The sequence below is a fragment of the Sphingomonas panacisoli genome (assembly GCF_007859635.1).
Classification (GTDB): Bacteria; Pseudomonadota; Alphaproteobacteria; order Sphingomonadales; family Sphingomonadaceae; genus Sphingomonas; species Sphingomonas panacisoli.
This window is the reverse complement of the sequence record NZ_CP042306.1, coordinates 2871451-2890686: the sequence shown is the minus strand read 5'-3', so window position 1 is coordinate 2890686 and position 19236 is coordinate 2871451. Positions and strand designations below refer to the sequence as shown.

The 19236-nt window shown below is 67.5% G+C and carries 23 protein-coding genes; 11 read left to right on the top strand and 12 right to left on the bottom strand.

Annotation, left to right across the window (positions count from 1 at the left end; translation table 11 throughout):
* Positions 1 to 104: 104 nt before the first annotated feature.
* Genes ftsE through FPZ24_RS14375 form a run of 4 tightly spaced genes read left to right on the top strand, consistent with a single transcriptional unit; the run spans position 105 to position 2927 of the window.
* Complete coding sequence (ftsE, locus tag FPZ24_RS14390; protein ID WP_146573117.1) at positions 105 to 815, top strand: cell division ATP-binding protein FtsE; 711 nt, start codon at positions 105 to 107, stop codon at positions 813 to 815.
* The gene (locus tag FPZ24_RS14385; RefSeq protein WP_146573114.1) at positions 812 to 1705 is read left to right on the top strand and encodes a cell division protein FtsX; all 894 of its coding nucleotides are present in this window, start codon (positions 812 to 814) and stop codon (positions 1703 to 1705) included. The genes ftsE and FPZ24_RS14385 overlap by 4 nt, the downstream gene beginning before the upstream one ends.
* Positions 1705 to 2241: a YdcF family protein gene (locus FPZ24_RS14380; protein WP_420853405.1), complete on the top strand. Its 537-nt coding sequence runs from the start codon at positions 1705 to 1707 to the stop codon at positions 2239 to 2241. The genes FPZ24_RS14385 and FPZ24_RS14380 overlap by 1 nt, the downstream gene beginning before the upstream one ends.
* On the top strand, positions 2238 to 2927 hold the full coding sequence (locus FPZ24_RS14375) for a lysophospholipid acyltransferase family protein (protein ID WP_146573110.1): 690 nt from the start codon (positions 2238 to 2240) through the stop codon (positions 2925 to 2927). Before FPZ24_RS14380 ends, FPZ24_RS14375 begins: the two co-directional genes overlap by 4 nt.
* 252 nt (positions 2928 to 3179) lie before the next feature.
* Here the strand turns inward: FPZ24_RS14375 and FPZ24_RS14370 are convergent, their stop codons facing one another.
* Together FPZ24_RS14370 and hisC are read right to left on the bottom strand one after the other, a co-directional pair.
* Positions 3180 to 4088: a prephenate/arogenate dehydrogenase family protein gene (locus tag FPZ24_RS14370; RefSeq protein ID WP_146573108.1), complete on the bottom strand. Its 909-nt coding sequence runs from the start codon at positions 4086 to 4088 to the stop codon at positions 3180 to 3182.
* Positions 4088 to 5188 (bottom strand): histidinol-phosphate transaminase, encoded by a 1101-nt coding sequence (hisC, locus tag FPZ24_RS14365; RefSeq protein WP_146573106.1) that lies wholly within the window; start codon positions 5186 to 5188, stop codon positions 4088 to 4090. The genes FPZ24_RS14370 and hisC overlap by 1 nt, the downstream gene beginning before the upstream one ends.
* 64 nt (positions 5189 to 5252) lie before the next feature.
* On the opposite strand from hisC, the gene FPZ24_RS14360 reads away from it, so the two are divergent.
* The 5 genes from FPZ24_RS14360 (at position 5253) to FPZ24_RS14340 (ending at position 9660) form a co-directional block, all read left to right on the top strand.
* Positions 5253 to 6824: a flavin monoamine oxidase family protein gene (locus FPZ24_RS14360; protein WP_146573104.1), complete on the top strand. Its 1572-nt coding sequence runs from the start codon at positions 5253 to 5255 to the stop codon at positions 6822 to 6824.
* A 200-nt stretch (positions 6825 to 7024) separates the two neighbouring features.
* The gene (metX, locus tag FPZ24_RS14355; protein WP_146573101.1) at positions 7025 to 8128 is read left to right on the top strand and encodes a homoserine O-acetyltransferase MetX; all 1104 of its coding nucleotides are present in this window, start codon (positions 7025 to 7027) and stop codon (positions 8126 to 8128) included.
* On the top strand, positions 8125 to 8556 hold the full coding sequence (locus FPZ24_RS14350; RefSeq protein ID WP_146573099.1) for a GNAT family N-acetyltransferase: 432 nt from the start codon (positions 8125 to 8127) through the stop codon (positions 8554 to 8556). The genes metX and FPZ24_RS14350 overlap by 4 nt, the downstream gene beginning before the upstream one ends.
* Positions 8553 to 9140, top strand: a complete 588-nt coding sequence (metW, locus tag FPZ24_RS14345; RefSeq protein ID WP_146573097.1) for a methionine biosynthesis protein MetW — start codon at positions 8553 to 8555, stop codon at positions 9138 to 9140. Before FPZ24_RS14350 ends, metW begins: the two co-directional genes overlap by 4 nt.
* Before the next feature lie 109 nt (positions 9141 to 9249).
* The gene (locus tag FPZ24_RS14340; RefSeq protein WP_146573095.1) at positions 9250 to 9660 is read left to right on the top strand and encodes a response regulator; all 411 of its coding nucleotides are present in this window, start codon (positions 9250 to 9252) and stop codon (positions 9658 to 9660) included.
* On the opposite strand, the gene FPZ24_RS14335 is transcribed toward FPZ24_RS14340, so the two are convergent.
* The 6 genes from FPZ24_RS14335 to FPZ24_RS14310 form a co-directional block, all read right to left on the bottom strand.
* Complete coding sequence (locus FPZ24_RS14335) at positions 9647 to 11185, bottom strand: PAS domain-containing protein (protein ID WP_240047490.1); 1539 nt, start codon at positions 11183 to 11185, stop codon at positions 9647 to 9649. The genes FPZ24_RS14340 and FPZ24_RS14335 overlap by 14 nt on opposite strands.
* A gap of 36 nt (positions 11186 to 11221) precedes the next feature.
* Positions 11222 to 11758, bottom strand: coding sequence for a single-stranded DNA-binding protein (ssb, locus tag FPZ24_RS14330; protein WP_146573093.1), 537 nt, complete (start codon positions 11756 to 11758; stop codon positions 11222 to 11224).
* 14 nt (positions 11759 to 11772) lie between these two features.
* Positions 11773 to 13632, bottom strand: coding sequence for a ferrous iron transporter B (feoB, locus tag FPZ24_RS14325; RefSeq protein WP_146573091.1), 1860 nt, complete (start codon positions 13630 to 13632; stop codon positions 11773 to 11775).
* Positions 13632 to 13892 (bottom strand): FeoA family protein, encoded by a 261-nt coding sequence (locus FPZ24_RS14320; RefSeq protein WP_146573089.1) that lies wholly within the window; start codon positions 13890 to 13892, stop codon positions 13632 to 13634. Before FPZ24_RS14320 ends, feoB begins: the two co-directional genes overlap by 1 nt.
* A 38-nt stretch (positions 13893 to 13930) precedes the next feature.
* Positions 13931 to 14482, bottom strand: a complete 552-nt coding sequence (locus FPZ24_RS14315) for a COQ9 family protein (RefSeq protein ID WP_420853404.1) — start codon at positions 14480 to 14482, stop codon at positions 13931 to 13933.
* Between the two features lie 112 nt (positions 14483 to 14594).
* On the bottom strand, positions 14595 to 15533 hold the full coding sequence (locus tag FPZ24_RS14310; RefSeq protein WP_146573085.1) for a DMT family transporter: 939 nt from the start codon (positions 15531 to 15533) through the stop codon (positions 14595 to 14597).
* A 51-nt stretch (positions 15534 to 15584) separates the two neighbouring features.
* Between FPZ24_RS14310 and FPZ24_RS14305 the strand changes: the two genes are divergently transcribed.
* Positions 15585 to 16655 carry an alkene reductase gene (locus tag FPZ24_RS14305; protein WP_146573083.1) on the top strand — a complete coding sequence of 357 codons (1071 nt, stop codon included), beginning with the start codon at positions 15585 to 15587 and terminating at the stop codon, positions 16653 to 16655.
* A 32-nt stretch (positions 16656 to 16687) separates the two neighbouring features.
* A complete protein-coding gene (locus FPZ24_RS14300; RefSeq protein WP_146573082.1) occupies positions 16688 to 17290 on the top strand; it encodes a DUF4126 domain-containing protein in 603 nt (200 codons plus the stop codon).
* Here FPZ24_RS14300 and FPZ24_RS14295 read toward each other — a convergent pair.
* From FPZ24_RS14295 to FPZ24_RS14285, 4 genes are all read right to left on the bottom strand, one after another.
* A complete protein-coding gene (locus FPZ24_RS14295) occupies positions 17287 to 17709 on the bottom strand; it encodes a glycine zipper 2TM domain-containing protein (protein WP_146573080.1) in 423 nt (140 codons plus the stop codon). The genes FPZ24_RS14300 and FPZ24_RS14295 overlap by 4 nt on opposite strands.
* Before the next feature lie 80 nt (positions 17710 to 17789).
* A complete protein-coding gene (locus FPZ24_RS14290; RefSeq protein WP_146573078.1) occupies positions 17790 to 18143 on the bottom strand; it encodes a hypothetical protein in 354 nt (117 codons plus the stop codon).
* A 176-nt stretch (positions 18144 to 18319) separates the two neighbouring features.
* A complete protein-coding gene (locus tag FPZ24_RS17275; RefSeq protein ID WP_186728884.1) occupies positions 18320 to 18496 on the bottom strand; it encodes a hypothetical protein in 177 nt (58 codons plus the stop codon).
* A gap of 172 nt (positions 18497 to 18668) precedes the next feature.
* Positions 18669 to 19106 (bottom strand): hypothetical protein, encoded by a 438-nt coding sequence (locus FPZ24_RS14285; protein WP_146573076.1) that lies wholly within the window; start codon positions 19104 to 19106, stop codon positions 18669 to 18671.
* Between the last annotated feature and the right edge of the window lie 130 nt (positions 19107 to 19236).

Below are 19236 nucleotides of genomic sequence, written 5' to 3'. Positions count from 1 at the left end.
GCCGCGTCCCCTTGGCCCCATTTACCGTTTCCTAAGCATCAGCCCGACTCGCGGCAAGTCTCCTGCCTTGATGTAGCGCAGCGTTACATGCCATTGCTCCCGCGATGGCGAATATCGTGCAGTTCGAGGATGTGGGGCTGCGCTATCCCAACAGCGACGGCGAGACGCTGTCGGGACTGCATTTCACGTTGGTTTCGGGCGGCTTCTATTTCCTGACCGGCGCGAGCGGGGCGGGCAAGACGTCGCTGTTGAAGCTGCTGTACCTCGCACAGCGCCCAACGACGGGGACGATCCGATTGTTCGGCGAGGATGCGGGGACGCTGGCGCGCGTGCGGCTCCCGGGGTTCCGGCGGCGGATCGGCGTGGTGTTTCAGGATTTTCGGCTGGTCCCGCATCTGTCGGTGTTCGACAATATCGCGTTGCCGCTACGGCTGTCGGGTGTCCCCGAAGGCGATATCGATGCGCCGGTGCGCGAGATGCTCGAATGGGTCGGGCTGTCGGAAAAGGGCCAATCGACCCCGCCTACGTTGTCGGGCGGGGAGCAACAGCGCGTCGCGATCGCCCGCGCGGTGATCGGGCGTCCCGAAATCCTGGTCGCCGACGAACCGACCGGCAACGTCGATCCCGACATGGCGGCGCGATTGCTGCATCTGTTCGAATCGCTCAATCGGCTCGGCACGACGGTGGTGGTGGCGACGCACGACTTCCACCTGCTCGGCCGGATTCAGAATGCGCACATGATGCGGTTGGAGGCCGGGCGGCTGATGGATCCGACCGGTGCGCTGCGCAATCCGCCGGCGAGGCCGTCCGCATGAGCGTCGATGTCGTCGCCGGCGCCGCGGACCGCCGCATCCTCGACGAGCGCGGGGGGACGCGCGCGATGACGTGGATCATGGCGATCATGCTGTTCCTGACCGTGCTCGCGGCCGCGCTGGGGCTCGGAATGGTCAACGCGGCGGGGTCGCTTGACCGCCAGCTTGCCGGTCGGCTGACGGTGCAGATCGTCACCGCCGACGCAGCGCAACGCGACCGCGATACGCAGGCCGTGATGACCGCGCTGAACAACATGCCCGCGGTCAAGCGGGCGGTGCCCGTCGATCGCGCACGGCTCGACGAATTGCTCAAGCCTTGGCTGGGCAAGGTGTCGAGCGACGCCGACGTGCCGATCCCGACGTTGATCGACGTCGATATGAGCGTGCCGAGCGAGGAATCGGCGATGCTGGTGGCGAAGGGCGTGCGCGCGGCAGCCACGACTGCGCGAGTCGATTCGCAGTCGCGTTGGCTGTCGCCGGTCGCCAGCTTCATGCGGACGATGATCGCGGGCGCGGCGGCGCTCGTGCTGCTGATGGCGTTGGCGACAACGGCGGTCGTGTTGCTCGCCGCGCGAGCGGGGCTGGAGACGCACCGCGACACGATCGCGATCCTGCACATGCTGGGATCGACCGACGTCCAGGTCGCACGGCTATTCCAGCGCCGCATCGCGCTCGACACCGTCATCGGCGGCGCGATCGGCGCGGTCGCGGCGATGCTGGTGGTCTGGCTGATCGCGCGCGAGGTGAACGGGCTGGGCTCCGACCTGGTCGGCGGCGCGGCGCTGACGCTGCGCGACTGGCTGATCCTGGCGGCGCTGCCGCTGCTGTTCGCGATCGTCGCGACGGGCGCCGCGCGAGTCGCGGTGCTGCGGCGGCTGAGGGTGATGCAATGATCGTCCGGCGGCTGATCGGCTTTCTCGTCCTGGCGTACATCCTGGGCTTTGCGGCGTTCATGCTGATGCTGCCGCGCCCGGTCGACGGCCAGCCGACCGACGCGATCGTCGTGCCGACCGGGGCGCCGGGTCGGATCGACCGCGGGCTCGACCTGATCGCGAAACACCAGGCCAAGCGGATGCTGATCACCGGCGTCGCCCCTAGCGTGCGCCCGATCGAGCTGGCGAAGACCAACCGCGCGCCGATCGCCCTGTTCGCGTGCTGCGTCGATCTCGGCCACGAAGCGGTCGATACGCGGTCGAACGCCAAGGAGACCGCGGACTGGGTCAAGGCACACGGCTACAAGTCGGTGCGGCTGGTGACGTCCGACTGGCACATGGCGCGCGCGGCGATGGAATTGCGCGCGGCGCTCGACGACGACGTGACGATCGTCGCGGACGGGGTGCGGAGCGAAGCGCCGCTCGGGCTGCTGATCGTCGAATACAACAAGCTGTTGCTGCGCCGTATCGCGCTGTGGACCGGGATCGGCGTGTGACGCTGATCCGGAATATCGCGTTCATGATCGTGTTTTACGGCCTGTCGGTGCCGATCGTGCTGATCGTGCCGTTTTCGGCACTGTTCGGGCGGAACGCGCTGATCGCCTATTCGGTCGGCTGGACGCGGTTCCACCGTTGGTGCGCGCGATACCTGCTCGGCGTCCGCTCGCGCTACAAGGGGCCACGGCCGAGCGGACAGGTGTTCTACGCCGCCAAGCATCAATCGATGTTCGAAACGCTCGACCTGATGGTGGAGATGGGGGCGCCCGCCATCATCATGCGCCGCGAGTTCGCCCGCATCCCGATCTGGGGCTGGGCGACGCAGGTCTACGGCATCATCCTGGTCGATCGCGCCGCGTCGGCGACCGCGCTGCGGGCGCTGATGCGCGAGGCGAAGGCGGCGCGCGAAAGCGGGCGGTCGGTGATGATCTTCCCCGAAGGAACACGCGTGAAACCGGGCGAGCAGCCCGAACTCAAATCGGGGTTCGCCGGCCTGTACAAGATGCTCGACCTGCCGGTCGTGCCGATCGCGACCGATGTCGGGCGGCTATGGCCGAAGAAAGGGCTCAAGCGCGCCGGCATCGCGACCTTCCGCTTCGGCGAACCGATTCCGCCCGGCCTGCCGCGAGCCGAGATCGAGGCGCGGGTGCACGAAGCGATCAACGTGCTGGAGCCCCGAAGTTGACAAAGGTTGCACTATAGGCGGCGGTTAGGCCCAAACGCGGCGGGTTGGCCTCCGCGACGCGCCGCTCAGACCCCCTCAGTCATCATGATCGCGACACCGACGCAACACCGACGCGACACCGACGCATCCACAACGCGACCGCTACGCTTCGCCGACGCCCCACTTATGCTCCAGCGAAATAGGAGCTTACGCCACTGCCGACCATGTCAAAGAGCCCGCCGACGCTGACAGGCCAAATCCTACATTGCCAGCCTAATCGTGCGTGCGGCCGAAGTCGGGCGCGGCGTCGTCCTGGCCCTGTTCGATGATCGATCGGCGGACGGCGCGGGTGCGCGTGAACAGATCGAACAATTCGTCGCCCTTGCCCCAGCGGATCGCGCGCTGGAGGGCGGTGAGATCCTCCGAGAAGCGCTGGAGCATGTCGAGCACGGCGTCCTTGTTCGACAGGAACACGTCGCGCCACATCGTCGGGTCGGACGCCGCGATGCGGGTAAAGTCGCGAAAGCCGCCGGCGGAATATTTGATGACTTCGGATCGCGTGACTTCTTCCATGTCGCTCGCGGTTCCGACGATCGTGTAAGCGATCAGGTGCGGCAGATGGCTGGTGATCGCCAGCACGCGGTCGTGATGGTCGGGCGCCATCGTCTCGACCTCGGCGCCCAGCCGCCGCCAGAACTCGGCGACGCGCTCGACCGTCGCCTCGGCGGCGTCCTCGGGCGGAGTCAGGATGCACCAGCGGCCGTGGAACAGGGTGGCGAAGCCTGCTTCCGGGCCGCTGCGTTCGGTGCCGGCAACGGGGTGCGCGGGGATCACCGCGACGCCTGGCAATGCGGCTTGCAGCGCGGCGAGCACGGTCCCCTTCGACGACCCCACGTCGCTGACGACGGCATCGATCGGCAGGTCGAGCGCGATCGAATCCGCCGCGGCGCGCATCGCCCCGACGGGGACGCACAGGATGACGAAATCGGCGTCGGTAACCGCCGCGCCAGGGGTGTCGGTCACGTCGTCGCAGAATCCGAGCGCGGTCGCCGCGGCGCGCACGCCGGGATCGGCGTCGTGGCCGGTCACGCGGACGCTCGGCATATGCGCCTTCACCGCGCGTGCGATCGACGAGCCGATCAGGCCCAATCCGATGATCGTGACGCGCGCGAAGGGCAGCATCAGTCCGCCTTGGCGACCATCGCGCGCAACGCGGCGATTACGCCTCGGCACTCGTCCTCGGTACCGACGGTGATGCGCAGCCCGTGCGGTAAGCCTTGGCCGGGCAGCCAGCGGACGATGTAGCCGGCGTCCATCAGGCCCTTGTACGCGGCCTCCGCGGTCAGCGCGCCTTCGAACAGGACCAGCACGAAATTGGCCTGACTCGGCACCGCGCGCAGACCCGCATTGCCCATCTTGGCGATCTCGGCCGAGAACCATGCGCGCCATTCGGCATTGTGCGCCTTGGTATGCGCGACGAAATCCTGGTCGCCGAGCGCCGCGACCGCCGCCGCCGTCCCGGCAATGGTGATCGAGAAGGGCAGGCGGATGCGGTGCATCGCGGCGATGATCTCCGGCGAAGCATAGCCCCACCCGATCCGCTCGGCGGCGAGGCCGTACATCTTCGAAAAGGTCCGCGTGACCAGCACGTTCGACGCGGTCTCGGCCAGCGCCATCCCGCCGTCCTCGGCATCGCCCTCGATATATTCGGCATAGGCGTGGTCGAGCACGAGCAGGATGTCGTTGCGCAACCCTGCATGGAGCCGCGCGATTTCCTCGCGGCTGGCATAGGTGCCGGTCGGGTTGTTGGGGTTCGCAATGTAGACGATCTTGGTCTTGTCGGTGACGCAGGCCAGGATCGCATCGACGTCGGTAGCATAGTCGTTGTCGGGCGCGATGACCGGCACCGCGCCGACGCGCCGCGCGGCGATCTCATACACCGCGAAACCGTATTTGACGAAGATGACTTCGTCGCCCGGGCCGGCGAAGGCGCCGGCCGCGAGGTGAAGCACCTCGTCCGATCCGTTACCGTAGATGATCCGCGCCGGGTCGAGGCCATGCTTGGCGGCGAGCACCTCGCGCAGTTCGCTGCCGCTCGCATCGGGATAGCGTTCGAGGTTGGTCGATGCGGTCAGGAACGCGTCGCGCGCCTTTTGGCTCGTGCCGAGCGGGTTCTCGTTGGAGGAGAGCTTGGCGACCTTGCGGCCGTCGTCGGTGGTCGAGCGCCCGGGCACATAGGGGGCGATCGCCATGATCCATGGCTTGGGTTCTGGTGCGGACATGCGCGCGGCTATTGCTGGCGGCGCTCGGATTGGCAAGTTATGGCGGACGCAACAGGAGGGGACGATGCGGGGACCGACGGCATTCTGGCAGGCGTTGGAGAAGGCACGCGAGGAGAATCTGAAGGCGGCAGGCGAGGCAGCGCCGGTGCCGGGCAGCGACGGCCAGACTCGGCGCCAGGTGCTGATGGCGTTGGCCGCGACGGCGGCGACCGCCGCTTTGCCGCGACAGGCGCGGGCGCTGACGACCAGCGGTGCGCCGGTGGTGATCATCGGCGGCGGCATCGCGGGACTGTCGGCATTGTGGCAGCTGACCAAGGCTGGGGTCGATGCGCGGCTGTACGAAGCGCGTACGCGGACCGGCGGCCGGATGTACACTGCGAAGGCCAAGGGCCAGCCGGCGATCGAGGTCGGCGGCCAACTCGTCAACACCGATCATGCCGACATGCACGCGCTGTGCAAAGAATTCGGCGTGGCGCTGATCGATCGCAAGGTCGGCGCGTATCGCACGATGATCCTCGACGGCGCGACCGAGGTGCCGCGGGACACGCTCGTCGCCGGACTGCGTGGGATCGCCGGGCAGATCGATGCGGATTCCGCGCGGCTGGACAAGGATTACGAGAAGGTCGCGGCCGAGCTCGATCGGATGTCGTTCACCGGCTATCTCGACAAGCACGCCAAGCTGATCCCCGAGCCCTGGGTGCATCGCCTGATGGAAGCGACCGCGCGCACCGAATATGGCAGCGAGCCGGGCGACTGCTCGGCGCTTGAGCTGGTGTTCAACCTGCCGACGATCGAGGGACAGCGGATCGACGTCCTCTCGCGCAGCGACGAACGCTTCCTGATGGCGGGTGGCAGCTCGTCGCTGATCGAGGCGATGACCGCGCGGCTGGCAAGCCGGATCACGACGTTCCGTCGTGCGACGCGGATCGACCGGATCGGATCGGGCGCGCGCGTGACCTTTTCCAATGGCGAACGGATCCAGGCATCGGCGGTGATCGTCACCGTCCCGATCTCCATCGTCAGCCGCATCGCATTCGGCACGCCGCTGCCGCCGCTGTGGCGCCAATACAATGCCGAGGTCGGGCTGGGCCGCAACGGCAAGGTCCAGGCGGTGACGACCGCGCGGCCATGGGAAGCCTCGGTCGGGCGCGGCGGCGAGGTGTGGCAGACGGATCATGGGGTGGGTTCGTCGCTCGGCTGGGACGGCGGCATTCGGCCGTCGGAGGCTGCGGGCAGCGTGTGGACCTGGTTCACCGGCGGCAACGAAACGCTCGCCGCGGACGCCGCTGATCCGCACGCATTGGCGCTCAAGTTCGCGCGGATGGCGGAGGGCGGGGTCAAGGGCATGGCCGCCGCGACGAGCCCGACGGTGCGGCGGACCAACTGGCACCTCGATCCGTTCACGCGAGGCGCCTACGTGAATTATCGCCCCGGCCAGCTGACCAAGTTCGCGCCGTTGATCTGGACCGAAACCGATGGCGTCGCGTCGCGGCCGATCGACTCCGGGCCGGTGCATTTCGCGGGCGAGCACCTCTCGGATGCGTATCCCGGTTACATGAACGGCGGCGCGCAGACCGGGCGGCTCGCGGCGCAAGCGGTGATGGCGGCGATGGCGCCGGTGCGGAAGGCGGGGTGAGAATATTCCTCCCCAAGCTCGCTTGGGGAGGGGGACCATCGCGCAGCGATGGTGGAGGGGCGTGAGCACAGCGAGCGTGGCACGATCCTCGCCGCTGCGCGGCTGCGGCCCCTCCGTCAGCGCTGCGCGCTGCCACCTCCCCATCTGCGATGGGGAGGATTGAGTTGATGCTCGCCGAATTTCCTCTAACGCCCGCTTCCATGACCGACGATCAGCGCTTCGGCCTGTCGCGCCACGTGAGCTTGCCGGGGCCGCTCCGCCTCGACGGGGGCGTGCTGCTGTCGCCGGTCGATATCGCGTACGAAACCTATGGCGACCCCGCGAGCCCCGCGATCCTGATCTGCCACGCGCTGACCGGCGACCAGCATGTCGCGAGCGAGCATCCCGTCACCGGTAAGCCCGGCTGGTGGGAACGGATGGTCGGTCCGGGCAAGCCGATCGACCCGGCGCGCTATTTCATCGTCTGCGCCAACGTGCTGGGCAGCTGCATGGGGTCGTCGGGACCGGCGACGGTCAATCCGATGACCGCGTGTCCCTATGCGATGGCGTTCCCGGTCATCACGATCCGCGACATGGTGCGCGCGCAGGCGATGCTGCTCGACCATCTCGGCATCGACAGGGTCACGGTCGTGGGCGGATCGATGGGCGGGATGCAGGCGCTAAGCTGGGCGGCGACCTCTCCCGAACGCGTGACCAAGGCGGTGATCATCGCCTCGACCGCCCGCCATACCGCGCAGAACATCGCGTTCCATGAGGTCGGGCGTCAGGCAATCATGGCCGATCCCAAATGGGCGGGCGGCGACTATTACGGCAAGGGCGAGCCGCCCGCGGCCGGCCTCGCGGTCGCGCGGATGGCGGCGCACATCACCTATCTGTCGGAAGCCGGGCTGACCGAGAAATTCGGACGGCGGCTGCAGGCGCGCGAGGCCAAGTCGTTCGGGTTCGACGCGGACTTCCAGGTCGAGAGCTATCTGCGGCACCAGGGGCTGAGCTTCACCGACCGGTTCGACGCCAACAGCTATCTCTACATCACGCGTGCGATGGATTATTTCGATCTCGCCGAGGAGCATGGCGGGCTGCTGGCCAACGCCTTCAAGGGCACCGCGACGCGGTTCGCGTTGGTCAGCTTCGACACCGATTGGCTCTATCCGACCGCGGAGTCGCGGATCATCGTCCATGCCCTCAACGCGGCGGGCGCGGCGGTCAGTTTCGTCGAGCTGACATCGCCGTTCGGCCACGACGCGTTCCTGCTCGACTCGCCCGAACTGAACCGGGTGGTCGACGGTTTCCTGAGGGCGGCATGATCGAGCTCGACGACGACAAGGCGCGGCTGCAGATCGATCGCGTCCATCAATGGCTGGCGTCGAGCTATTGGTCGCCGGGGATCGACCGCGATACGGTCGAGCGCGCGATCTTCGGGTCGCATTGCCTGGGCGCCTATGACGGTGGCGAGCAGGTCGGCTTCGCGCGGATGATCACCGATCACGCGACCTTCGCCTGGCTGGCGGACGTGTGGGTCGAGGAAGAGGTGCGCGGGCAGGGGATCGGGCACAAGCTGGTCGGCTGGTTCCTCGACCATCCCGACTTCCAGGGGCTGCGGCGCATGGCGCTGGTCACCGCCGACGCGCATGGCGTGTATGAGAGCCTGGGGTTCCACACCTTGCTGCGGCCGGAGCGGTACATGGAGCGGCTGTCGTCCGATTTCGCGCAGATGCTGAAGGTCGCGCCATGAGCCTGCGCCCCGACCTCGCGGTGATCGCCGCCAACGTCGCTAAGGGCAGCCGCGTGCTCGATATCGGGTGCGGCGACGGCGCGTTGATGGCGGCGCTGCGTGACGAGAAGCAGGTCGATGCGCGCGGGCTGGAACTCGATGCGGGTGATGTAGCAAGCGCGGTCGGGCGCGGGCTGTCGGTGGTTCAGGGCGACGCCGATGTCGATCTGGCGGGCTATCCCGACCAGAGCTTCGACTATGCGATCCTCAGCCAGACGCTGCAGACGACGCGTGCGCCCGACGTGGTGCTCGAGCATCTCCTGCGGATCGGGCGGCGCGCGTTCGTGTCGTTTCCCAACTTCGCGCACTGGCGCGTGCGGGCCAGCCTGTTGTGGGGCGGGCGGATGCCGGTCACGCGGCTGCTGCCGGTGGCGTGGTATGCGACGCCCAACATTCACCACGTCACGGTCGACGATTTCCGCGCGCTGGTGAAGGAGCGCGGCATCACGGTCGAGGGCGCATGGTTCCTGTCGGGCGACAAGCGTACCAGCGACCTGATGGCGAACTTGCTCGCCGAGCATGCCGTATTTCTACTGCGGCGATGACTGTTGCGCGATGGTCACACGCATGATGAGCGATGTCGTTACCATCCTATATCGACTGGAACAGAATCGGGCAGAGTAGGTTTTTCCAAGCGATACTGATTTGGATTAGCTGGTTTTGCCCACTGCATTGATCGTCGAAGACGAGATCTTCGTCGCTTTAGATTTGGAAAGAATACTCACCGACGCCGGTTACCAGGTGACGGGGATCGCGGCCGACCGCGCGAGTGCGCTCGCGGCGGCGCCGACCGCCCAATTCGCCTTCGTGGACATCAACCTTCGCGACGGACCGACAGGTCCGGAGATCGGCACCGCGCTGGCGCGCGACTATGGCGTGAAGGTCGTGTTCGTGACCGCCAATCCGGGGCAGATCGGATTGCCGTGCGATGCGTTGGGCTATGTCCGCAAGCCGTTCAGCGAGCGCGCGATCCTGACCGCGGCTGCGGTCGCCGCGGGGAAGGAACACGCAGCAGCGGCGAACGACGACCTCGTATTGCTGAACTACGGCGTCAACGACGCCTGAACGCCGCGAGCGGGACCGTCACCGTTACGTCGAGTCCGTCTGCCTTCCAGTCGCGGGCGACCGTCCCGCCGAGCTGACGCACCGCGCTCAATTCCATCAGTTGCGTGCCGAAGCCGCTGCCTCCCGGCGGCGTTACGGCCGGGCCGCCCTGTTCGCGCCAGTCGAGCGTCACCGCTTCGCCGTCGCTGTTCATCGTCACGGTGACCCAGCCGTCGGGAACCGACAGCGCGCCGTACTTGGTCGCGTTGGTCGCGAGTTCGTGGAACAGCAACGCGAGCGGTGTCGCGGAGCGATCGTCGATCGCGACGTCGTCGCCTTTCAACGATACGCGATCCTGCCCGGTGACCTGATACGGTTCGAACAATTCGCCGAGCAGACCGATCAGGCTGTTAGGCTGGTTCGCCGGCATCGAGGCGGGGCTATGCGGACGGACGAAGTCATGCGCGCGGCCGAGCGCGGTGATGCGGTCGCGCAGGTCGCCGGCGATGTCCCTGAACTCCGGGTGCGCGCGCGCCGAGAAGGCGATGAGCCCCGACACCACCGAGAAGATGTTCTTGATGCGGTGGCTCAGCTCCTGGCTGATCACTTCGCGCTCTTCGAGCGTCAATTTCTGTTCGTGGATATCGGTGCAGGTGCCGAACCAGCGGACGATCTTGCCCTCGTCGTCGCGGATCGGGAGCGCGCGGCCCAGCACCCAGCGATAGGTGCCGTCGCGATAGCGCAGGCGATATTCGATCTCGTACGGATCGCCGCTGGTCAGCGACTGCCGCCATCGCGCCCAAGCGCGCTCCTGATCGTCGGGGTGGAACATGCCGTTCCAACCCTCGCCGTCGGTCGATCCGTCGGGCATGCCGGTATATTCGTACCAGCGGGCGTTGAAATAATCGTGATAGCCGTCGGGCAGCGTCGACCACACCATTTGCGGCATCGTATCGGCGAGCGTGCGGAAGCGGGTGTTGCTGTCGGTCAGCGCTATGCGCGCATCGCGTTCGGCATTGCGTGACACTGCGGCATCGCGATTGTCGCGCAGCCGCGCCATGACGTTATCGGCAAGCGTTTCTAAGCCCTGACGTTGCAGATCGGTCAAGCCTTCGGGATGCGGCACGGTATCGATCACGCACAGCGACCCCAACGGAATGCCGTCCTCGGTCACCAGCGGTGCGCCGGCGTAGAACCGGATATTGGTCTCGCCGGTCACCAAGGCATTGCAGGCGAAACGCGGATCGTCGGTCGCGTCGGGGACGACCATGATTTCGTCGCCCAGCATGGCGTGCGCGCAGAAGGACACGTCGCGCGGGGTCTCGGTAATGTCGATGCCGGATCGCGCGATGAAGGTCTGGCGCGTTTCCTCGACCAGGCTGACCAGCGACACCGGGCAGCCGCACAGAGCGGCGGCGAAATCGGTGATCTTCCTGAGCGCCGCCGTGTCGCGCAGCGTCTCCAGCTCGTACGCCGCCATGATCGCGGCGCGCGCCGATTCGTCGACTTTCCAGCCGGAGGCGGTGTGGGTCGGCGGGCTAGTCATGCAGAGGGAACCGATCGGAAACGGTTTCGCTCCCGATCAGAACGGAACGTCGTCGTCGAGGTCGTCCGAATAGCCGCCGCCGAAGCCACCCTTGCCACCGTTGCCGCCACCGCCGCTCGATGCGCCGGCGAACTCGTCGCGACCGCCGCCCGACGATCCGCCCCAATCGTCACGGCCGCTCGACACGTTGCCGCCGCCACCGCCACCGCCGCCCTGGCCGGGTGCGCCGTCGAGCATCGTCAGCACGGCGTTGAAACCCTGCAGCACGATCTCGGTCGAATAGCGGTCCTGGCCCTGCTGATCCTGCCATTTGCGGGTCTGCAACGCGCCCTCGATATAGACCTTGCTGCCCTTGCGCAGATAGCGCTCGGCGACATTGGCGAGGCCTTCGCTGAACACCTTGACGGTGTGCCACTCGGTGCGCTCCTTGCGCTCGCCGGTGTTGCGGTCCTTCCAGTTTTCCGACGTCGCGATGCGCAGTTCGACGACCTTGCCGCCGTTCTGGAAACTGCGGCTTTCGGGGTCACGCCCCAGATTGCCGACGAGAATGACCTTGTTGACGCTGCCCGCCATGTGTTCGCCTTTGCCTAGAGGCCGGCGAGCGTCGCCAGCCAGTATGTGATTCCCGCCATGATGTAGGCGAGGGCAAACAGATAGCCAACCATGAAGGCCGGCCATTTCCACCCGTTTGTTTCTCGCCGGGTGACGGCAATTGTGGAGATGCATTGCGGCGCGAACACGAACCACATCAGGAAAGCGAGGGCGGTCGCGAGGGTCCAGCGCTTGCTGAGCGTCGCCTCCATCTTCGCATCGCTGTCGTCGCCCGACGTGTCGATCGCGTAGACGGTGCCCAACGCCGCGACCGAGACCTCGCGCGCGGCCATCGCCGGGATCAGCGCGAGAACGATGTCGCGGTTGAAACCGATCGGGCGGAACACCGGTTCGATCGTGTTGGCGATGCGCCCCGCCACCGAATAATTGACTTGGCTGACCGGGGAATCCTTGGGTGCTTGCGGGAACGTCAGTAATGCCCACAACACGATCGTCGTGAACGCGATCGTCGTGCCTGCGCGCTTCAGGAATATTTCCGCGCGCGCCCACAGGCCGATCGCGAGGTCGCGGACGTTCGGCAGCTGGTACTTGGGCATCTCCATCATGAAGCCCGACGACGCGCCCTTGGTCACCGTGCGGCGCAACACCAACGCGACGACGAACGCGCCGATCACGCCCATCACATAGAGGCCGAACATCACCAGCCCCTGCAGCCCGACGAACGGCAATACGCGAACGTTCGGAATCAGCGCGCCGATCACCAAAGTATAGACCGGCAGCCGTGCCGAGCAGGTCATCAGCGGCGCGATCAGGATCGTGGTCAGCCGGTCTTTCTCGTCCTCGATCGTCCGCGTCGACATGATGCCCGGCACCGCGCAGGCGAAGCTCGACAGGAGAGGGATGAACGCGCGGCCCGACAGCCCGACGCTGGCCATGACGCGGTCCATCAGGAAGGCGGCGCGGACCATGTAGCCGCTGGCTTCCAGCACCAGGATGAAGAAGAACATGATCAGGATCTGCGGCAGGAACTTCACCACCGCACCGACGCCCGCGATCACGCCATCGGTGATCAGCGAGCGCAGGATCGAATCCGACATCTCCTGCTTCACCAGCCCGGCCAGATCGTCGAACCAGCCGCCGACCATGTCGGCCGGTCCGGCGCCCGCGAAGAATACCGCCTGGAACATCACGAACAGGACGGCGAACAGCAGAAACAGACCCCAGACCGGATGAAGCGCGACCGCATCGAACGTATGCGTCCAGCGCCGCACCGGAGTTTCGGAGATGGTCGCCGCGACCGCGATCTGGCGGGCGCGACGCTGGAGCGTGGCGATGTCGGCGTGGAGCGTCGGATCGCTGCGGCGCAGCGCCACCGCGCCGGGACTGACCAACGCGTCGAGCGCTTCCTTCAGCTCGTCGATCCCGCGTTTGCGCACCGCGACGGTCGGCACCACCGGCACGCCGAGTTCGCGGGCCAGCACGTCGGCGTCGAGCTTGAGCCCATCGCGCTCGGCCATGTCGATCATGTTGAGCGCGATCACCACCGGCAGGCCGAGCGCGATCAGCTGGAGCGTGAAGCGCAAATGATTGTCGAGGTTCGACGCATCGACCACCACGATGATCGCATCGGGCAGCCGCTCGCCCGCCTGCGCGCCGGTGACGACATCGCGCGTCACGCGCTCGTCGGGGCTGGAAGGCTCGAGGCTGTAGGTGCCGGGCAGGTCGAGCAGTTCGACCGGGCGCCCGTCGTTCAGCGTCATCCGCCCCGCGTGACGCTCGACGGTCACGCCGGGATAATTGCCGACCTTCTGCCGCGCACCCGTCAGCGCGTTGAACAGCGCGCTCTTGCCGGCATTGGGGTTGCCGACCAGCGCAACCAGCGGGGCGGGGTGCATTACTCGGCGGGCTGAACGATGGACACGCGAACGGCGCTGGCGACGCGACGGCGCAAGGCGACGGTCATGCGTCCGATGCGGCACGCGATCGGCCCGCCGCCGAGCCGGGCGCGGTGCAGCACTTCGACCCCGACGCCTTCGTCGAACCCGAGTTCGCGCAGGCGTCGTGCTTCGGGAGCGGCGAGCTGGTCCCAGGCGATATCGGCCACGGTCGCGTGAGTGCGCTGGGGGAGCTGTTCGAGGCTGAGCGGAGTCGCCATACCAGTCAGCTAGGCCAACTGCGACTGATTATCAATAACTAGATCGCCGGATAGCGTAGCCGTCCGATGAACCGCGACAGGCTAGGGCGGTGGCTGGTGCGCGCGAGGAACTGGCCCTTGGCCTTTTCGAACGCCATGATCCCCGCGATCCGTCGCGCGAGGAAGGCGCGGGTGTCGGCCTGGCCCTCGCTCTCGTCGTCGAGGAACACGGTCATCGTCGCAGCGTAGACCGCGCCTAGCATCGCGCGCTTGGTATAGTGATTGTAATCCGTCGCGGTATCGCCCGCCGCGCGCCACATCGCGTCCGCCGCGCGCCAGCCGAGCTTGGCGCCGTTGGCGACGTTCTGCGGCATGGCGAGGATGGCGAGCGCGCGGCGCAGCGTCTCGCGGTGCGCGGCGAGCAGGTCGAGCCGGGTTTCGACGAGCGCGGTGATCTTCTCGCGCACCTTCATCGGGCCAAGCTTCTCGGGCGGGAGCGCCGCCGCCATCTCGCGGTCGATATAAGCGAACCACGCATCGATCATCGTCGCCGCATCGGGCAGCGCCAGCAGCGCGACGTCACGGTCCACGCCGAGCGTATCCGCCGCCATGTCGCGCGCCGCGGCCTTCCAGCCGTCGAACGCGGCATTGTCGGCGACCAGCGGCGCCAGCGCCTCGCGAAGTTCCGGGATGGTCGGGTCGGCGGGAAGCGTCATGGCGTGCTTATGCGCCCGCCACGCCTTCGGGGGCAAGCGGCGCCGTGTCCTTGCGCTCGCGCCGGACGAGCACCAGCGCGATCGCCACCGCGACGGCGCCGAGCAGATCCCAGCCGTCGAGCCGCTCGTTGTACCACAGCCAGCCGACGGTCGCGGCGATCACGGGCTGGGTCAGGAGTCCGATCCCGATCACCATCGGCGACAGCTGGCCGAGCGCGAAGGTCATCAGGCCCTGGCCGAATACCTGACTCGCGAGCGCTAGGCCGATGAGCGGCCACCAATCGGTCGGCATGATCTTCTCGCCCAGCGCCCAGGCGAAGATCAGCAGCGGCAGCATGCTCGCCAGCGTCGACATGGTCAGCGCAGGGACCGGCGCCATCGTGTCGCGTGCCTTCGCCATCGCCGCGAAATAGACCGTGTAGAGGATGCCCGCGGTCAGGCAGAGCAGGTCGCCATAGAACTGATCCGCCCGCACTTGCAGCGACCGCCCCATCAACAGCCCCGCGCCGAACAGCGCCAGCAGCAATGCGAACCCCTGACCCTTCGACGGCCACGCCCGCGCGACGAGGAAGCCGTAGATCGGGAAGAACAACGTCGCCGAATTGCCGAACAAGGTGGCGTTGGCGAGCTGCGTCTTCTTGATGCCAATGTGCCAGCTCGCCAAATCGGCGGCGAAGCACAGCCCGCCGATGGCCAGCGCGATCCATACCCCGCGGCTCAATCCCCTGGCCCGCCAGCCGCTGCCGACCGTCACTGCCAGCAGGATCGGCACTGCGAGCGCGATCCGCCAGAAACCGGCGGCGACCGGCCCGACATCGGTCATCCGTACGAACACCGGCCCGAACGCGAGCAGCACGTTGGCGATGACCAATGCCGCGAACGCCAGCGGGTGCGCGGTCACGCTTTGCGCGCTGGAAGCTTTTCTTGGGGCCTCGTCCTGGTGCATGCCGCCCCATAACACCTATCTCGCCCGCGTCATTTACAAAGGGAGGCCCGTTTGCCCACGCTGTTCGATCCCATCCAGCTTGGCGATATTGACGCCAAGAACCGCATCCTGATGGCGCCGCTGACGCGCGGCCGCTCGACCGACGAGCATGTGCCGACCGATATCATGATCGATTACTACACCCAGCGCGCAGGCGCGGGCGTGCTGATCACCGAGGGGACGGGCGTGAGCCGGCTCGGGCTCGGCTGGCCCAACGCGCCGGGGCTGTGGACCGACGCGCAGGTCGAGGCGTGGAAGCCGGTGACGGATTCCGTGCATAAGGCCGGCGGCAGGATCGTCGCGCAGATCTGGCATATGGGGCGCTTGGCGCGGCCCGATGTGACGGGGCTGACCCCGCTGTCGTCGTCGCAGACGCGGGCGCCGTATCACAAGCCGGAGAACCCCTATGCCGAGGCGCGCGCTGCGACGCTCGACGACATCAAGCAGGCGATCGAGGATTACGCCACCGCCGCCCGCGCCGCTATAGCCGCGGGGTTCGACGGGGTGCAGCTGCACGGCGCGAACGGGTACCTGATCGACCAGTTCCTGCGCGACAACACGAACCTGCGCGACGACGATTACGGGGGCTCGCCGGAGAACCGCATCCGCTTCATGAAGGAAGCGGTGTCGGCCGTGATCGCCGAGGTCGGCGCGGGGCGCACCGCGATCCGCCTGTCGCCCAATGGCGAAACGCAAGGGGCGGACGACAGCAACCCCGCGGCGGTATTCGTCCCCGCCGCGAAGGCGCTCAACGACCTCGGTATCGCGTTCCTCGAACTGCGCGAACTGTCGCCCGCCGGCACGTTCGGCGCGTCCGAAGTGCCCAAGCTCAGCCCGAAGATCCGCGAGGTATTCACCGGCCCGCTGATCCTCAATCAGGACTATACGCTGGAGGCGGCGCAGGCGGACGTCGCGAGCGGCTTGGCCGACGGCATCTCGTTCGGGCGCAAGTTCATCTCCAACCCCGATCTGGTCGAACGCTTTCGTACCGGGGCCGAACTGGCGCCGGACAATTTCAAGACCTGGTACACGCCGGGACCGGAAGGGTATTCGGACTATCCGGCGCTTCAGCCCGCCGAGTGACGCCGGCGCGCTAGCCTGATACGCTCGCCGCCATGGACGCGGTCGGGATGATCGGGCTGGCGGCGAGCATCAGCCTGTTGAGCGGATGGCGGTTGTACCTGACCGTCTTCGCGGTCGGGCTGGCGATGCGGTTCGGCTGGGTGCCCGAGCCGGCGCGGCTTCACGGGCTCGACGTGCTGGCCAATTGGTGGGTGATCGGGATCGCAGGTGTCGGCGCGCTGGCCGAATTCTTCGCCGACAAGGTGATGTGGGTCGATAGCGCGTGGGACGCGGTGCACACCTTGGTGCGGCCGGTCGGCGGCGCGTTGCTGGCGCTCGCGATCGTCGATCCCAAGGACGGCGCGTGGCAAGTCGCGGCGCTGCTGCTCGGCGGCGGCGCGGCGTTGCTGACGCATGGCGCCAAGGCGGGGACGCGCGCCGCAGTGAATGTCAGCCCGGAGCCGTTCAGCAACATCGCGGTGTCGAGCGGCGAGGACGTCGTGACCGGCGGATTGCTGGTACTCGTCCTGGCGCATCCCGCGGTCGCGGGCGTCGTAGCGCTGGTGCTGATCGGGCTCGCGGTGTGGGCGATCCTGGCGTTGCGCAAGCTGGTGAGGCGGCTCAGGCCGAAGCCCAAGCCGCCCGCATCAGCTTAACGACAGCGGACGTTGTCCTTGTCCACCGCATTACCCACCGCAGCACCGGCGGCGGCGCCGAGCAGGATGCCGAGCGGCTCCGACCGGCCCGAGGTCAGCGCCGCGCCCAGCGCGCCGCCCGCGATCCCGCCGACGATCAGCCCCGTCGTGCCGTCCGACCGGCGGCAATAATAGCGCCCGTCGCGGCCCTGATAGATGCGGTCGTTGCGGCTCAGCCGGCGCTCGCGATAGCGCTGATTGTCGACATAATAGCGGTCGGCGTCATAGCTGCCATATTGCGGATCGGGCCGGTCGTAATCGTAGTTTCGGTAGCTGCGATAATCGCTCGCATAGCCCGGCCGGCCGCCATCGTCGGCACAAGCGGTCAACCCGGTCATCGCGGCCGCCGCCGCCAGCAACCCCATCGTCACGGTGCGCATGTCATCTCTCCTGTTTGACCCCGTTCGCTCAATGCGCGGGCAGGACAATGGTTGCGCGGACGAATCGATTATCCGGCCGATTATCCGGTGGTCAGTTCCTCGACGCGGCGATCGTCGGCCATGAAGCCCTTGTCGACGCCCGGGGGCGGGCGGAGGCTTTCCCGTTCGCCCGCGGTCGGCGTCGCGGTCGGATCGGGACGGAAAGCGTCGGGCGCGCGGTCGGTGCCGGGGGTGTCGGCGTCGAGCGCCAAATCGGGCGCGTCATGCCCCTCCTTCGCGGGAAAGAAGCGGTCGAGCAGCCCGGCCTTCAGCGCGCCGACCACGGCGGCCGCGCCGACCCCGACGATTGTCGCGGCGCCGATCGCCAGGTTGCGGGTGCGGTGGTCGGGCTTGAAGCGACCGTGGCTGTCGCGGCGCTGGCTGGGGTTGGACATGACGGGTCTCCCGTGGATTGAGGTCTCGTGCTTCAACGGCGCCGCTGCCCGAAGGTTGCGACGGCGTCGCCAAGACCGGCATCCGGCGCGCTGGACCGAGCGTAAGCGGCGCCTAAGGTGACACCAGGGTTACACTAGCGGCGTCGCCCCGGCGCCGACGGAAGGGTAGGCGAAAGTCAGGCCAATCGCGCATCGTCGGCCGGCGCGCGGGCGGCGGGGATGAGCCGTCCGGCCGCCAGATGCGCCAGCCAGTCGCGGACGGCATCGGGCTGGTCGCGATCGGGTGTCGCCAGCGGGCGCACGACGCGGCCGGGATCGAGCGCGATCCGGGTGTGGATGAGGGGACTGGGCATGAGGGCGTCCTTCGATCGGAGGACGGTCCATATATCGCATGGGATCGCTTGTAGGAAAGCACCGGCGGCGACGTGGTTAGCGCGCGCTCATCGCAAGCGAACTAGCCGGGGCCGGCCGGCGGCGCTGCGAGCGCCGACCGACGACGCGGGATTTACTCCCGCGGCGCTGCCCTCAGCCGGTTATCGTGCACTGTTGCTTCTGTCTCCTATGCGCCTTCCACACGCGCTCGGCCTCGCCCTGTTCGCGGATGATCCGCGCCATCGCTTCCCGCTCGGTTTCGCGGGGGCGGGCGGCGGCGAGGCGGCGGGCGAGGTCATCGGTCTGCTCGACCTCGAGCGTCGTGCAGATGCGGTTCCAGCACTTGCGCAGCTCGGTCGTGCGGATGTGGTTGGCCATATATTCGGTCAGCCGCTCGCTGGGCGCGAGCCGACAGGTGCGCCAGACCTCGACGAACACGCGCCGGTCGCGCCCGTCCGACAATTGGTAGAGCATCGCCAGCACGACCCGCAGCGCCGGGGTAGGCTTGGCCGGCGCGGTCGCGCACCCGCGCATCACCTCGTCGAGCGCGACGAGTCCGAGGAAGATGAGCCGGTCGCGGGGGATTCGCATGGGTAGAACGTAGCGAGAACAAGCCCCGGCGGCGAGGTGATTAGCGCAAGCTAATCACGAGCGAACTAGCCGGGGCCGGCCGGCGCGGCGGAGAGCCGCGACCGACGACGCGGCTTTGCCGCGGCGGACC

Coding starts and splice junctions, on each gene's coding strand:
- ftsE (WP_146573117.1), top strand. CDS start 105: ATGGCGAATATCGTGCAGTTCGAGGATGTGGGGCTGCGCTATCCCAAC.
- FPZ24_RS14385 (WP_146573114.1), top strand. CDS start 812: ATGAGCGTCGATGTCGTCGCCGGCGCCGCGGACCGCCGCATCCTCGAC.
- FPZ24_RS14370 (WP_146573108.1), bottom strand. CDS start 4,088: ATGCTGCCCTTCGCGCGCGTCACGATCATCGGATTGGGCCTGATCGGC.
- hisC (WP_146573106.1), bottom strand. CDS start 5,188: ATGTCCGCACCAGAACCCAAGCCATGGATCATGGCGATCGCCCCCTAT.
- FPZ24_RS14360 (WP_146573104.1), top strand. CDS start 5,253: ATGCGGGGACCGACGGCATTCTGGCAGGCGTTGGAGAAGGCACGCGAG.
- metX (WP_146573101.1), top strand. CDS start 7,025: ATGACCGACGATCAGCGCTTCGGCCTGTCGCGCCACGTGAGCTTGCCG.
- FPZ24_RS14350 (WP_146573099.1), top strand. CDS start 8,125: ATGATCGAGCTCGACGACGACAAGGCGCGGCTGCAGATCGATCGCGTC.
- metW (WP_146573097.1), top strand. CDS start 8,553: ATGAGCCTGCGCCCCGACCTCGCGGTGATCGCCGCCAACGTCGCTAAG.
- FPZ24_RS14335 (WP_240047490.1), bottom strand. CDS start 11,185: ATGACTAGCCCGCCGACCCACACCGCCTCCGGCTGGAAAGTCGACGAA.
- ssb (WP_146573093.1), bottom strand. CDS start 11,758: ATGGCGGGCAGCGTCAACAAGGTCATTCTCGTCGGCAATCTGGGGCGT.
- feoB (WP_146573091.1), bottom strand. CDS start 13,632: ATGCACCCCGCCCCGCTGGTTGCGCTGGTCGGCAACCCCAATGCCGGC.
- FPZ24_RS14320 (WP_146573089.1), bottom strand. CDS start 13,892: ATGGCGACTCCGCTCAGCCTCGAACAGCTCCCCCAGCGCACTCACGCG.
- FPZ24_RS14315 (WP_420853404.1), bottom strand. CDS start 14,482: ATGGCGGCGGATACGCTCGGCGTGGACCGTGACGTCGCGCTGCTGGCG.
- FPZ24_RS14310 (WP_146573085.1), bottom strand. CDS start 15,533: ATGCACCAGGACGAGGCCCCAAGAAAAGCTTCCAGCGCGCAAAGCGTG.
- FPZ24_RS14300 (WP_146573082.1), top strand. CDS start 16,688: ATGGACGCGGTCGGGATGATCGGGCTGGCGGCGAGCATCAGCCTGTTG.
- FPZ24_RS14295 (WP_146573080.1), bottom strand. CDS start 17,709: ATGCGCACCGTGACGATGGGGTTGCTGGCGGCGGCGGCCGCGATGACC.
- FPZ24_RS14290 (WP_146573078.1), bottom strand. CDS start 18,143: ATGTCCAACCCCAGCCAGCGCCGCGACAGCCACGGTCGCTTCAAGCCC.
- FPZ24_RS17275 (WP_186728884.1), bottom strand. CDS start 18,496: ATGCCCAGTCCCCTCATCCACACCCGGATCGCGCTCGATCCCGGCCGC.
- FPZ24_RS14285 (WP_146573076.1), bottom strand. CDS start 19,106: ATGCGAATCCCCCGCGACCGGCTCATCTTCCTCGGACTCGTCGCGCTC.